The sequence below is a fragment of the Curtobacterium sp. NPDC088465 genome (assembly GCF_044753165.1).
Taxonomy (GTDB): domain Bacteria; phylum Actinomycetota; class Actinomycetes; order Actinomycetales; family Microbacteriaceae; genus Curtobacterium.
On record NZ_JBIVMR010000001.1, the window covers coordinates 1,054,627 to 1,068,037 of the forward strand.

12 protein-coding genes and 3 tRNA genes are annotated in these 13,411 nt (G+C 71.5%); 10 read left to right on the plus strand and 5 right to left on the minus strand.

Annotation, left to right across the window (positions count from 1 at the left end; genetic code table 11):
• Window positions 1-101: 101 nt before the first annotated feature.
• Both ACIP6W_RS04855 and ACIP6W_RS04860 read right to left on the minus strand, forming a co-directional pair.
• The gene (locus ACIP6W_RS04855) at window positions 102-1,547 is read right to left on the minus strand and encodes an NlpC/P60 family protein (protein ID WP_400428502.1); all 1,446 of its coding nucleotides are present in this window, start codon (window positions 1,545-1,547) and stop codon (window positions 102-104) included.
• A gap of 33 nt (window positions 1,548-1,580) precedes the next feature.
• Window positions 1,581-2,864, minus strand: coding sequence for a M23 family metallopeptidase (locus tag ACIP6W_RS04860; RefSeq protein WP_066651398.1), 1,284 nt, complete (start codon window positions 2,862-2,864; stop codon window positions 1,581-1,583).
• 255 nt (window positions 2,865-3,119) lie between these two features.
• Between ACIP6W_RS04860 and ACIP6W_RS04865 the strand changes: the two genes are divergently transcribed.
• From ACIP6W_RS04865 to ACIP6W_RS04875, 3 genes are all read left to right on the plus strand, one after another.
• Window positions 3,120-3,192, plus strand: a tRNA-Glu gene (locus tag ACIP6W_RS04865).
• Between the two features lie 50 nt (window positions 3,193-3,242).
• Window positions 3,243-3,319 (plus strand) — tRNA-Asp (locus tag ACIP6W_RS04870).
• 1 nt (window position 3,320) lies between these two features.
• Window positions 3,321-3,393, plus strand: a tRNA-Phe gene (locus tag ACIP6W_RS04875).
• Between the two features lie 218 nt (window positions 3,394-3,611).
• Here ACIP6W_RS04875 and ACIP6W_RS04880 read toward each other — a convergent pair.
• Window positions 3,612-4,622 carry an aldo/keto reductase family protein gene (locus ACIP6W_RS04880; protein ID WP_251160037.1) on the minus strand — a complete coding sequence of 337 codons (1,011 nt, stop codon included), beginning with the start codon at window positions 4,620-4,622 and terminating at the stop codon, window positions 3,612-3,614.
• A gap of 518 nt (window positions 4,623-5,140) precedes the next feature.
• Between ACIP6W_RS04880 and ACIP6W_RS04885 the strand changes: the two genes are divergently transcribed.
• Together ACIP6W_RS04885 and ACIP6W_RS04890 are read left to right on the plus strand one after the other, a co-directional pair.
• On the plus strand, window positions 5,141-5,293 hold the full coding sequence (locus tag ACIP6W_RS04885) for a hypothetical protein (RefSeq protein ID WP_251160038.1): 153 nt from the start codon (window positions 5,141-5,143) through the stop codon (window positions 5,291-5,293).
• A 58-nt stretch (window positions 5,294-5,351) separates the two neighbouring features.
• Window positions 5,352-6,347 carry an SDR family oxidoreductase gene (locus ACIP6W_RS04890; protein WP_251160039.1) on the plus strand — a complete coding sequence of 332 codons (996 nt, stop codon included), beginning with the start codon at window positions 5,352-5,354 and terminating at the stop codon, window positions 6,345-6,347.
• Between the two features lie 290 nt (window positions 6,348-6,637).
• On the opposite strand, the gene rocD is transcribed toward ACIP6W_RS04890, so the two are convergent.
• Entirely contained in the window at window positions 6,638-7,909 is a 1,272-nt protein-coding gene (gene rocD / locus ACIP6W_RS04895) for an ornithine--oxo-acid transaminase (protein ID WP_271827067.1), read from the minus strand.
• Between the two features lie 2 nt (window positions 7,910-7,911).
• Complete coding sequence (gene ddaH, locus ACIP6W_RS04900; protein ID WP_209684620.1) at window positions 7,912-8,799, minus strand: dimethylargininase; 888 nt, start codon at window positions 8,797-8,799, stop codon at window positions 7,912-7,914.
• Between the two features lie 235 nt (window positions 8,800-9,034).
• Between ddaH and ACIP6W_RS04905 the strand changes: the two genes are divergently transcribed.
• The 5 genes from ACIP6W_RS04905 (at window position 9,035) to ACIP6W_RS04925 (ending at window position 13,398) form a co-directional block, all read left to right on the plus strand.
• Window positions 9,035-9,472 (plus strand): Lrp/AsnC family transcriptional regulator, encoded by a 438-nt coding sequence (locus ACIP6W_RS04905; RefSeq protein ID WP_058729711.1) that lies wholly within the window; start codon window positions 9,035-9,037, stop codon window positions 9,470-9,472.
• 111 nt (window positions 9,473-9,583) lie between these two features.
• Window positions 9,584-9,955: a hypothetical protein gene (locus ACIP6W_RS04910; protein ID WP_251154325.1), complete on the plus strand. Its 372-nt coding sequence runs from the start codon at window positions 9,584-9,586 to the stop codon at window positions 9,953-9,955.
• Between the two features lie 27 nt (window positions 9,956-9,982).
• On the plus strand, window positions 9,983-10,813 hold the full coding sequence (locus ACIP6W_RS04915) for a nitroreductase family protein (RefSeq protein ID WP_066651387.1): 831 nt from the start codon (window positions 9,983-9,985) through the stop codon (window positions 10,811-10,813).
• The gene (locus ACIP6W_RS04920) at window positions 10,810-11,592 is read left to right on the plus strand and encodes a DUF2071 domain-containing protein (RefSeq protein ID WP_251160041.1); all 783 of its coding nucleotides are present in this window, start codon (window positions 10,810-10,812) and stop codon (window positions 11,590-11,592) included. The genes ACIP6W_RS04915 and ACIP6W_RS04920 overlap by 4 nt, the downstream gene beginning before the upstream one ends.
• A gap of 84 nt (window positions 11,593-11,676) precedes the next feature.
• Window positions 11,677-13,398 carry a hypothetical protein gene (locus ACIP6W_RS04925; RefSeq protein ID WP_400428506.1) on the plus strand — a complete coding sequence of 574 codons (1,722 nt, stop codon included), beginning with the start codon at window positions 11,677-11,679 and terminating at the stop codon, window positions 13,396-13,398.
• The last annotated feature ends 13 nt before the right edge of the window (window positions 13,399-13,411 follow it).

The following is a 13,411-nucleotide window of genomic DNA, read 5'->3' on the forward strand; positions in this document are numbered from 1 at the left end:
CGTTCGTGCTGGTCGCCGGTCGCTCGGACTCCGGTCGTCGGTCGTCGGTCACCGGTCGCCGGTGCCGGTGCCGGTCGCCGGTCGCCGGCCGGTCGCTCGGGCTAGAGCGAGCCGCTCGGGCGGGCGACGTACGGCAGGAGCTGGTTCGGCAACCAGATGCCGCGCTCGACCACGCCGACACCGGGGCGGGCGGCCTCGACCATCGTGCCGTAGCTCGTGACGATGCTGTCGTGGTAGGCGCCGGAGACGCTGCCGTTCGACGAGTAGAAGAGGATGTCGCCCGGCTGGCGCTGCGACAGCGGGACGAGCCGGCCGATCGACGCGAAGTGGTTGTACTGCCAGACGACGTTGTGCCCGCCGGTCGCGATGCCCTGCGAGTTGTACGCCATCATCACCAGGCCGGAGCAGTCCCAGGTGTTCGGACCCGCGCCGGTCAGCACGTACGGCTTGCCGAGCTGGGCACGGGCGAACGCGATGGCGCCGGCGGCCTTCGACGGGCTCGAGACCGGTGCCGGTGCGGGGGCCGGAGCGGGGGCCGGCGCCGGCGCAGGGGCCGGCGCGGGCGCGGGCGCGGGAGCCGGACGTGACGGGGTCGTGTTCGGCTGCGTCGTGCTCGGGCGCGACGGGCTCGTGCTCGGGCGCGAGGGGCTCGTGTTCGGCTGCGTCGTGCTCGGCTGGTTCGTGCTCGGGCGCGACGGCACGGACGGCGACGCGGGGTCGCTGCTGCCACCGGGGTCGCCGGCGCTGGGTGCCGTGTCACGGGAGGCGGCGGCGGTCCTGGCAGCGAGCTGCTGCTCGGCCCGCTTCGCCTGCTGCTCGTTCCAGTACGCCGTCTCGGTCGCCTTGCTCGTCCCCTTGAGGAACGCCAGCTGGTCGAGCACCTCGGACTGCTCGTCCTGCTGCTGCTGCACCCGGGCACGAGCCGAGGCGGACGCGTCGTTGGCGTCGTCGAGGGCACGCTCGGACTTCGTGGTCGCTGCGGCGAGGGCCTTCGTCGCCGCCGACTGCTGCGCGGCGATCGACTCGACGGTGTTCTGGTCGGTCTGTGCCTGTGCGAGCACACGGGCCGAACGCTCGGACAGGTGCGAGACCGTTCCCACGCGGTAGAGCAGGTCCTTCGCGTCCGAGGCGTCGACGAGCATCGAGGTCGACAGGTCACCGCCGCCCGTGCGGGAGAGCTCGACCACGAGCCCGGCGACCTGGGCCGCCGACTCGTCCGCCCGCCGCTCGGCACGCTTCGCCTGCGCCGTCAGGTCGTCGAGGGACGCCTGCGCCTCCTGCTGCTGCGACACCGCCATCGCGTAGTCCTGCGCCGCCTGGAGCTCGGAGACCTCGGCGCTGTCCGCGGCGTCCTGCAGCGTCTGCAGCCGGGCACTCAGCTCGTCCGCCGTCGTCTGGGCCTGCGCCGTGTCGGCCTTCGCCTGGCGCACGTCGTCCCAGCTCGGGGCCGAGGGAGCTGCCTGGGCGGGACCGGCGAGGACGACCGACAGACCGATGCCGAGGACGGCGACGACCGCGGTGCAGCCGGACAGGGTGGAGGGCTTCATGTCTCGCTCAGGGCCTCTCGACGGCGCTGTTGCTCATACCGAGATCCCCCGCGCTGCCATGAAGGGGACCGGGTCGACGGCGGAGCCGTTCACCCGGGTCTCGAAGTGGAGGTGGCATCCGGTCGACCAACCGGTCGAGCCGATCTTCGCGATCTGCTGTCCGGCCTCGACGTGCTGCCCGACGGAGACGAGGATGCCGCCGTCGACGATGTGCCCGTAGGCGGTGGAGATGCCGCCGCCGTTGTCGAGGACGACCTCGTTGCCGTAGCCGCCGCCGTTGGCCGCGAACGTCACCGTGCCGGCGTGGGCGGCGTAGATCGGGGCGTAGCAGGCGGGCGCGAGGTCGACGCCGGCGTGCAGTGCCCGGTAGTGGGTGTACGGGTCGACGCGGTAGCCGTACGGGCTCGTCTGGTACCCGCCGGCGGGACGGACCCACCCGGAGGAGTTCGGGGCCCCGCCGCCGGAGCCGCCCTGGCCCGTCGCGGCCGCCTGCTCGGCAGCCTTCGCGGCCGCCGCAGCCCGGGCCGCCTCACGGGCCTTCTCGGCAGCGACGCCCTTGTCGTACTCGGCCTCGACGTCCTTCGCGTTCGTGGTCAGCAGGGTGAGCTGCGCCTCGAGGCGGGCCTTGTTGTCCGCCTGCGCGTCGACCGCGGTCTGTGCCCGGTCGGCGGCGTCCTGGGCCGCCTGCATCTTCGCCTGGGCCGCGTCGGCGAGGGTGCCGAGGGCCTCCTTCGCCTGCTCGGCGCGGTCGGCGAGGCCCTGGGCGACACCGCGGTCCTGCGAGGCCTGCGAGTAGATGCCGTCGGCCTGCTCCGTGAGCTTCGACATCGCGCCGAGCTCGTAGAGCAGGTCACCCGAGTCGGACGGGTGCGTGAGGATGTCGGTCGTCACGTCGTTCGCACTCGCGCGACCGAGCTGCGCGGCGAGCTGGCCGGCCTGCTCCTCGGAACGCTTCGCGGTGCGGTCGGCGTCGTCCGCCTGGTGCTGCAGCGTCTGCTGCTCGAGCGTCGCCGCGTCGTACTTCGTCTGCGCCGTCTGGTAGGCCGTGCCGGCTGCCTCGGACTCCTGCTGCGCGGCCGATGCCTTCGCGGTCAGGTCCTGCAGGAGCGCCTTGATCTCGGTGACCTTGGCCTGCTGGGCGTCCTTCGATGCCTTGGCCTGCTCGACGTCCGACCAGCTGGGGTACCCGGCAGCCGATGCCGCGGAGACCGGGCCGACCGCGGCGAGTGCCCCGGCGGAGAGCACGACGGCGACCGCGGCGGCGATCACGCGGCGGCGGGAGCGGGGGCGGGGGATGCGGTGGGGTGCAGGCGACATGGTCTCGGTTTCGTAACGGTGCGGCGAGGCTCGGGCACGCCACACTGTCAACAGACGCAACAGTAACAACACGGGTCACGGCAGGGACACCCCCGAGCGAGGGCCTCGGCCGCCCATGATGGTCGCACCGAGCGCCCGACCGATGCCCACGGGGACGGCGCGACACGCCGGGGATGCACGCTCGGGGGCACTCGATTTGTGCATCACGCAGAGCGTCCGTATGCTTGACTCCCGGTAGCGCACGGCGCAGCTTGCGGCCCTATCGTTTAGTGGCCTAGGACACCGCCCTTTCACGGCGGCAGCACGGGTTCGAATCCCGTTGGGGTCACTCCACGTGAGTGAGCAAGCAGCAGTACGACACCGAACACAACACAATATGGCCCTGTAGCGCAGTTGGTTAGCGTGCCGCCCTGTCACGGCGGAGGTCGCGGGTTCAAGTCCCGTCAGGGTCGCCACGGCTGGATAGCTCAGTTGGTAGAGCGTTCGACTGAAAATCGAAAGGTCCACGGATCGATGCCGTGTCCAGCCACGGTGAAGAGCCCCTCACGAGAGTGAGGGGCTCTTTTGCGTTCCCGGCGCGGGCTGCGGGGCTCCCGCGCCCGGTGCTCGGCCGCGCTCGTCATCCGTCGCTCGTCGCACTTCGGCGGCTCGACCTGCTCGCGCACAACGAGAAGCACATCGCGCCACGGACTTCCCTGGCGCGACGTGCTTCCGGTTGTGCAGCGGGACCGCTGCGGCTTCGCAGCCTCAGGCCTCGCGGGTCTTCGGGCTGCTGTCGTTCGTCTTCGCCGGGTCGAGCTCGACGACCGACCCGAGGGCGTCGTCGATGCGGGACATCAGCTCCGCGGGGATCTGCACCCCGGCAGCGCCGGCGTTGTCGTGCACCTGCTCCGGACGCGAGGCACCGATGATCGCCGACGCCACGTTCTCGTTCTGCAGCACCCAGGCCACCGCGAGCTGCGCCATCGACAGGCTCAGCTCGTCCGCGATCGGCTTGAGCTCCTGCACCGCCGAGAGCGTCTCGTCGTTCATGAACCGCTCGATCATCTTCGCGCCACCCTTGTCGTCGGTGGCGCGCGAGCCCTCCGGCAGGGGCTGACCGGGCTGGTACTTGCCCGTCAGGACGCCCTGCGCGATCGGGGACCAGACGATCTGCGAGATCCCGAGCTCCTTCGACGCGGGGACGACCTCGCCCTCGATGACCCGCCAGAGCGCCGAGTACTGCGGCTGGTTCGAGATGAGCTGGAACCCGAGGTCCTTCGCGAGCTCGGCCCCGGCCCGGAGCTGGTCCGCGGTCCACTCCGAGACGCCCACGTACAGCACCTTGCCCTGTCGCACGACGTCGGCGAACGCCTGCATCGTCTCCTCGAGCGGGGTCTCGTGGTCGAAGCGGTGCGCCTGGTACAGGTCGACGTAGTCGGTCTGCAGCCGCTCGAGCGAGCCGTCGATCGACTCGAGGATGTGCTTCCGGCTCAGCCCGGTGTCGTTGTGCCCCTTCGGGCCGGTCGGACCGAAGACCTTCGTGGCGATCTCGAGGGACTGGCGCCGCTCCCCCTTGAGCGCCTCGCCGAGGACGGTCTCGGCCCCGGTGTTCGCGTAGACGTCGGCGGTGTCGAACGTCGAGATGCCGACGTCGAGCGCGGCCCGGACGCAGGCGATCGCCGCGTCGTTCTCGACCTGGGATGCGTGGGTGAGCCAGTTGCCGTAGGTGATCTCGGAGACCTTGAGGCCCGAGTTGCCGAGGTAGCGGTACTCCATGTGCGTGTCACTCCTGTCGTGGAGCGCGTCGGTGCGCCCCGACCCGTGACGGTAGTCCGCGTCGACCGTGCCGCCTCCACCGTTCACTCCGGAGCCGCTACCGTGAAGTATCAGTTGCTCGGGGCAAGACGAAACCCCGGCGATGTGGCCGAGGCCAGTGATCGTTCCGGGGTCTTCGGGAACGATGCTACACGGAGGGGGATCGTCGGTGGAAGGACGGCAGGTCACACGCGACGACGCGCTCGTCGAGGTGCTCACCAGGGAGCGGCTGGCGTCCTACGAGCGATCTGCGGGGCGGGTGGCGGGAGCGCTCCGGCTCTACGAGTGGAACATGCGGGCTGCTGCCGCCGTGACGGAGTTGACCGGTGTCGTCGACGTCGTGGCAAGGAACGCCATGGACACCGAACTGCGGCGCTGGGCAAGATCTCGGCGTCGAGAGGCGACGTGGTTCGACGTCGCGCCGTTGGACGGACCGGGACGCCGCGACCTGGCGAAGGCACGGGCCAGAGCGACGCGCGGTGAGCGGCGCCCGGAAGTGCACGGGGCGGGACCTCCACCGCGACCTCGACGATGCGCTCGAGCTGCTCGGCTGGATCCACCCCGCCGCCGCCGAGTGGGCGGCGGACGTGACGTCGCTCAGCGCGGTCCTCGACGCCCGACCCAGCGGATGAGGGGCAGGATCGCAGGGGCGCGGTGCACAGCGGCACCGCCGGGAGCAAGGGAGCATCCATGTCGGGACCGAGCGTGCTGTTCATCGGCGGCAGCGGCATCATCAGCGCCGCGTGCGTCCGCGAAGCCGTCGAGCAGGGGTACGACGTCACCGTGCTCAACCGGGGCACGACCGACAAGCGGCCGATCCCGGATGCCGTGACGCGCCTCCAGGCCGACGTGTCCGACCGCACCGCGCTGGAAGCCGCGATCGGCGACCAGCACTGGGACGTCGTCATCGACTTCGTGGCGTTCACGCCCGACCAGGTGCAGCGGGACATCGAGGTGTTCACGGGTCGCACGAACCAGTACGTCTTCATCTCGTCGGCCTCGGCGTACCAGACGCCCGCGACGCACCTGCCGATCACCGAGTCGACGCCGCTGAAGAACCCGTTCTGGCAGTACTCCCGCGACAAGATCGCGTGCGAGGACCTGCTCACGAAGGCGTACCGCGAGGACGACTTCCCGATGACGATCATCCGGCCGTCGCACACCTACGACGAGACCCTCGTGCCGTTCTCGGGCGGGTGGACGGTGCTCGGACGGATGCGTGCGGGCAAGCCGATCGTCGTGACCGGCGACGGTAGCTCGCTGTGGACGATCACGCACGCGCGGGACTTCGCGGTCGGGTTCGTCGGGCTGCTCGACCGTGCCGAGGCGATCGGCGAGGCGTTCCACATCACCGGCGACGAGGCCCCGACCTGGGACCGCATCGCCCACGAGCTGGCGGCGGCCGCGGGGGTCGAGGACCTCCAGCTCGTGCACGTCCCGGCCGACGCGATCGACGCGCTCGACGCCGACTGGGGCGCGAGCCTGCTCGGGGACAAGGCGAACACCTCGGTCTTCGACAACACGAAGGTGCAGACGCTCGTGCCCGAGTTCGCGCAGACGACGTCGATCCGGCAGGGGGCGCGGGAGATCGTCGCGTGGTTCGACGCCGACCCGTCGCGCCAGGTGACGGACGAGCACCTCGACGGGCTGATGGACCAGCTCGTCGAGCGCTGGCAGGTGCGCTGACGCGGGGCGGGTGCGGCGCGCGCGGCGCAAGGTGCGACGTGCGCGGCGCACGGCGCACAGCGCGAGGCGCCGGTGCACAACCGGAGGCACGTCGCGCAACGGAATCGCGTGGCGCGACGTGCCTCCGGTTGTGCGGACGGGTGCTGATGCGCGCGGTGAGCGACGCGGGCGCGGGCGCGGTGGGCGACGCGGGCGCGGGCGCGGTGGGCGACGCGGGCGCGGCCGAGCGCGACGGACGGGAGGCGCGGCACCCGCTGGCACCGCGCCTCCCGTCCGTCGGCTGGTCGCGTCTAGCGCGCGGCCAGCACCTCGCCGAGGGTCCCGATCGCCAGACGCACCTCGTCGTCGGTGACGACGAGCGGCGGCGCGAAGCGGATCGTCGACCCGTGCGTGTCCTTCACGAGCACGCCGCGGTCGGCCAGGTCGTGCGCGATCTCCTTGCCGGTGCCGAGCGCGGGGTCGATGTCGATCCCCGCCCAGAGTCCGGCGACCCGGTGCGAGACGACCCCGTGCCCGACGAGCTCGTCGAGCAGCCCACGGAGCAGCGGTTCGCCGTCGAGCGCCCGCTGCTGGAACGTGCCCTCGCCGAGCATCGCGACGACCTCGGACCCGACGGCGGCCGCGAGCGGGTTGCCGCCGAACGTCGAACCGTGCTCGCCCGGACGCAGGACGCCGAGCACCTCGCGGGAGCCGACGACGGCCGACACCGGGACGATGCCGCCGCCCAGGGCCTTGCCGAGCGTGATCAGGTCGGGTCGGACACCGACACGCGAGACGGCCAGGGTGTGCCCGGTGCGCCCGAGCCCGGACTGGATCTCGTCGGCGACGAACAGCGCACCGAACTCGTCGCAGACCGCGCGGACCTCGGGCAGGTAGGACTCGGGCGGGATGACCACGCCGCCCTCGCCCTGGATCGGCTCGAGCAGGACGGCGACGACGGTCTCGTCCATCGCCTCCCGCAGGGCCGCTGCATCGCCGTACGGCACCGTGCGGAAGCCCGGCGTGTACGGGCCGAAGTCCTCGCGGGCCGAGGGGTCGTCCGAGAACGACACGATCGTGGTGGTGCGCCCGTGGAAGTTCCCGGACGCGACGATGATCGTGGCCTGCCCGGCCGGCACGCCCTTGACGCGGTAGCCCCATGCGCGCGACACCTTGATCGCGGACTCGACGGCCTCGGCCCCGGTGTTCATCGGGAGCACGAGTTCGGTGTCGGTCAGCGATGCCAGAGCGGCGGCGAAGGGTCCGAGCCGGTCGTTCACGAACGCGCGGCTCGTCAGGGTCACCCGGTCGAGCTGGGCCCGGGCGGCGTCGAGCAGCCGGGGGTTGCCGTGGCCGAAGTTCACCGCGGAGTACGCGGCGAGTCCGTCCAGGTAGCGCTTGCCGTCGACGTCGGTCACCCACGCACCCTGGCCGGACGCGATGACGACCGGCAGCGGGCTGTAGTTGTGGGCGAGGGAGCGGTCCTCGACGGCGAGCGCGGCGACGGTGGCACCACCGGCTACGGTGGCGTCGCCGGACGCGCCGGCACCCGCGTGGGTGCCGGCTCCGGTCGCGGTGCTCACGGTTACCGCGCGACCGAGGTGCCGGTGCCGACGGGGTGCAGGTCGAGCGTGCAGCACTTCACGCCGCCGCCGCCGAGCAGCAGCTCGGACAGGTCGACACCGATCGGGTTGTAGCCCTTCTCACGCAGCTGCTCGGCGAAGGTCGTCGCACGCGATGCGATCACGACGTTGTAGCCGTCGGAGTACGAGTTGAGGCCGAGGATCGCGGCGTCCTCCTCGGTCGCGATGACCGCGTCGGGGAAGCGCTCGCGCAGGATCGCCAGCGAGGGCTCGTCGAAGGCGCTCTCCAGGTAGGCGATGTTCGAACGGCCGGTCGCGTCGGGCTCCGGGTCGAGCACGGCGATGGCGGTGTCGAGGTGGTAGAAGCTCGGGTTGATGAGCTTGAGGGTGACGACCTCGCGGCCGTAGATGCGGGCGAGCTCCTCGTGCGAGGTGCTGTCGGAGCGGAAGCCCGTGCCGGCGAAGATCGTGTCGCCGATGAGCAGGAAGTCACCCTCGCCCTCGTTGGTCTCCTCGGGCTCGGCGACGGTGAGGCCGGCGCTGCGGAACCAGTCCATGTACGCGGGTCCCTCGGGCTGGCGCTCGGGGTACTGGAACTTCGCGCCGTACGCGACGCCGTCGAGCACGAAGCCGCCGTTGGCCGCGTAGACCATGTCGGGCAGGCCCTCGATCGGCTCGATGTACGAGATGTCGAAGCCGAGCTGCTCGTAGACGTCGACGAGCGACTGCCACTGCTCGACGGCCTTCGACGTGTCGGTCGGCTCCTCGGGGTGCATCCACGGGTTGATCCGGTAGCTCACCGTGTAGTGCGTCGGCTTGCACATCAGGATCGTGCGCTTCGTGGCGACACGGGCCGGTGCGGCCTGCGGTTCGGTTGCGGTGTTCGACATCAGTCCTCCTGGGACCGGGGCCCGAGCCTGCCAGGAACCACCACGGGTGAAGCACTCCGATGAGATGCAGGCTCACTCACCGCAGCGGACCAGGTCGACGCCAGCAGCAGTCTGACACGAACGGTCCGATCGGTGCAGTACCCCGTCCACGAGCGCATGGCACCCGTTCGGGTGACGCACGATTCCTGCGTCGGACGCACCTGGCTCGCAAGAACCCCGCGTACGATCGACGAACATGGACACGCTCGACCACCGCATCCTGGACCAGCTCCGGGAGAACGCCCGAGCCGGCTACGGCGACATCGGATCGGTGGTCGGCCTCTCCGCGTCGGCGGTCAAGCGTCGGGTCGATCGCCTGGTCGCCGACGGGGTCATCCAGGGCTTCACGATCAAGGTCGACCCCGCGGTCGAGGACCGCGGGACCGAGGCCTGGGTCGAGCTGTACTGCCGCGGCACCGTCTCCCCCGACGAGCTCCGCACGCTGCTCGACACCGTGCCCGAGGTCGTGGACGCCGGGACCGTCACCGGCAGCGCCGACGCCGTCGTGCACATGCGCTCCCGTGACCTGCCGGCGCTCGAGCTCGCACTCGACCGGGTGCGCCTGGCCCCGCAGGTCGACCACACCCGCAGCGCCATCGTCCTGTCGAAGCTCGTCTCCCGCGAGTCCGCGTAGCCCCCGTCTCCTCCGCGGAACGCAACGTCGGCGACGGTGCGCAGCGGCACAGCGGTCCGAGGGAGCGCCCTCGTTGCGTCTTGCGAGCGTCCCGCGCGTAGGGTCGCGGTCGTGGGAATCGGGAGGACGGCCGGGAGGCGCGGCGCCACTCCCACGCGTCCGCCGGCGGCCCGCCGCCTGGTTGCCGCAGCCGCCGCCGCGTACGTCACGAACTGCCTCTGGGGCACCGCGGTCGCGGTCCGGGTCATCCGCACGGAGAAGCTCCGCGTCGTGCACCACGGCCTCTTCGTCGTGACCGCGACCCTGACCGGGGTCGCCGCGACCACCCCGGCCTGGACACGGGACCGCTCCGCACTGTTCCTGCTGCCGGCGCTCGTCCCCCTCGCCCTCGCTCCACGCACGAACCCCCGCTCCGGAGCACACTGGAGAGTCGCGGTCGCCGCCGCACCGTCCTACCTGGGGGCGTTGCTCGCACGGCGCTGACCGCGACGACGAGACACGAGGGATGCAGTGGAGCTCTTCGAGGCCATCCGACGCCGGCGCACGACCAACGGCGCGTTCCTGCCCGACCCGGTGTCCGAGGAGCACCAGCGGCTGCTGATGGAGCTCGCAGGACGTGCACCCTCGCAGTTGAACAGCCAACCGTGGCGCTTCGTCATCGTCGAGGAGCGCGACACCATCGACCGCATCGCCGACATCAGCGGCCGGTCGATGACGCAGACGATGGCCGAGGGCTCGTTCTTCACGCGCTACCGTCCGTACTTCCGGTTCTCGCAGGCCGAGATGGACGAACGTCGGGACGGGATGCTGTTCGACAAGCTGCCGGGACCGCTCAAGCCCTTCACGAAGCAGGTGTTCACCAAGCGCGGGCAGCTCCTCATGAACACGCTCCGGGTACCGCAGACCCTCGGCGAGGAGAACCGGAAGCTCGTCGCCGGGTCGCCGCTCCTGCTCGGGGTGATGCTCGACCGCGACGAGTACCGGAAGGAGGCGCGCAACGCCTTCTACTCCGTGTTCAGCATGGGCGCGGCGATGGAGAACGTCTGGCTCGCGACGACCGAGCTCGGCCTCGGGATCCAGTTCGTGTCCTTCCCGATGGAGGTCGAGGAGGCCTGGGCCGAGGTCGAGCGGCTCCTCGCGGTGCCGCCGGAGCTCGAGCTGATGGCCGTCTACCGGATCGGCTACCTGCCGCCGGAGCGTCGACGTCCCGCCATCGACTGGGTGTCGAACGAGCGGAAGCGCCCGTCGCAGTACGTGTTCCGCGGGACCTGCGCGACCCCGCAGCAGGGGTGGGACGACGCGCCGGACGCTGCCCGCGCGACCGACGGGACCGTCTCGTGACCGCCGGACAGCGGGGCGGGGGCGAGCCGGGCCTCCCGGCCGTCTCGCCGGAGGCACCGCCCCTGCGCGGGACGCCGTGGATCTCGCAGGACTGGCTCGACGTGGTCTTCGTGCACTGGCGCGTCGACGTGTCGGCGGTGGCACCGCTGCTGCCCGCCGGAGCGCACCCGGACACGATGGCGCCGGACGGGACGGACGACGGCGCGACCACCTGGGTGGGCCTCATCGGGTTCCGCTTCACGGACACGCGATTCCCGCCGCTCGGCGGGCTCGGACGGGCCGGCAGCGTCGGCGACTTCGTCGAGGTCAACGTGCGCGTCTACACGCGCGACGACCAGGGCCGTCGGGGCGTCGCGTTCCTGTCACTGGACGCCGGGAAGCTCCTGCCGACGATCGGCGCACGGGTCGCGACGGGCCTGCCGTACTGGTGGGCGCACGCGGCGATCCGGAAGACCGACGGCCGGGTGGGCTACGCGATGCGTCGGCACGGGACGCACCTGCGGTCGACCTTCGACGTCCGGGTGGGCGACGCGGTCGACGAGCCGACGCCCCTCGAGACGTTCCTGACGGCACGGTGGGGCATGCACGTGCGGCGGGTCGGCGCGACACGCTACTGGCCGAACGAGCACGAGGCGTGGCCGCTGCACCGGGCGTCCCTCGTGTCGCTGCGGGACGACCTGGTGGCGGCTGCGGGGCTGCCCTTCGGACTGTCCGGACTGGAGCCGGACTCGGTGCTGTACTCGCCGGGGGTGACCACGCGGTTCGGGCGGGGACGCTGAGCATCACACTCGGCATGATGACAGCATCCCGTATTCCACATACATAGCCTTTCGGAGTCCGTTGAGTCTCCGAAAGGGAACAGCATGAACCTCCGCCCACTCACCGTCGGATCCGCCGTGGTCCTCGCGAGCTGCATCGCCGTCGGCGCTGCGAGCTCCGGCGCGTTCGCCGCGCCCGAGCAGCACGCTCGGTCGGCGGCATCGTCCGCGACGACGGCCCGATCCGCCATCACCGACGTCCAGCAGACCCCGCAGCGGGTCGGCGACCAGCAGTGGGTCGAGGTGCGCGTCACCGTCGACGCACCGACGGTCGTGCGCCTCCTCGACCCGTCGGGTGAGCCCGTCGCCGCGAAGAGCGGCGATCCTCGGAAGCAGGTCGTGTTCCAGGTGAAGCCCACCGGTCAGGACACTGCGCGCTACGCGGTGGACACCGGGCAGTCCTCGGCCGTCCGCGTCGTCGACCTCGACTTCCGCGGCCTCCCCCTGTCCGCGCCGCTCGACCTCAGCTCGGAGCGCCGCCTGGAGGAGATCGCCCGTGCGGTCGCACACGGCCAGTTCGTCCACGAGATGCGGTACGACGCGCTCCCGGGCGCCGAGGTGACGGTCGTGGCCAACGGCCGCTCGGAGGTCGTCACGGCCTCGGGTGACGGGGTCGCGACGGTCCCCGTCGAGTTCCGCGCGGGTGACAACCAGGTGCGGGCGAAGCAGGTGCTCGGGGAGAAGGAGTCGCTCGAGTCCGACGACCACTACACGTTCGGCGGCGGGTCGAGCGGCGGCGGCGAGCAGCCCGGCGACGGCAACGGCGGCGGCTCCGGCGGCGGCGAACAGCCCGGCGACGGCAACGGCGGCGAGCAGGTCGACCCCCGGTCGCTGCGTCTCGACCAGCAGCAGGGCGCCGAGCTCACCCCGAAGGACGGCAAGATCACCCTCTCCGGCCGCGCCTCCGCCGGCTGGATCACCGTGTACGGCAGCGGCGAACAGGTCCTCGCGACCACCCAGGTCGAGGACAGCCGCTGGTCCGTCGACATCCCCGCGGTCGCCGGCGCCCAGATCGCGTTCATCGCGCTCTCCGCCACCGAACACGGCGCACCCGTCGCCAACGAACGACTGAGCTACCTCGTCCGCGAGACCGGCGAACAGCCCGGCAACGGCAACGGTGGCGGGCAGGTCGATCCCGGATCGCTGCGTCTCGACCAGCAGCAGCAGGCCGATCTGACCCCGAAGGACGGCAAGGTCACCCTCTCCGGTCGCGCCTCCGCCGGCTGGATCACCGTCTACGGCAGCGGCGAACAGGTCCTCGCGACCACCCGGGTCGAGGACGGCCGCTGGTCCGTCGACATCCCCGCGGTCGCCGGCGCCCAGATCGCGTTCATCGCGCTCTCCGCCACCGAGCACGGCGAGACCGTCGCCCACGAACTCCTCCACTACAACGTCATCGACGCAGGCTCCGGCGGCGGCGAACAGCCCGGCAACGGCAACGGTGGCGGCGAGACGCCCGGTGACGGCAACGCTGGCGGCTCCGGCGGTGGCGAGCAGTCGCCCGCCGAGCTCGCGGTCGACCAGTCGGGGTCGGTGCAGCTCGACTCGGAGGGCTTCGTCACCTACACGGGCACGGCCCCCGGTGAAACCGTGCTGGTCCTCGTCAACGGGAAGCGAGCCGGTGAGTACCGTGTCCGCGACGGCCGCTTCGCCGCGAAGGTCTACCAGGCGCCGGGCCGGTACAAGCTGACCTTCCTCGCCAAGACGAACCCGCACACCAGCGCGTGGGACCACCTCACGACCACCGAGGTCACCGTCGAACGCTGACCGGGTCGCGACC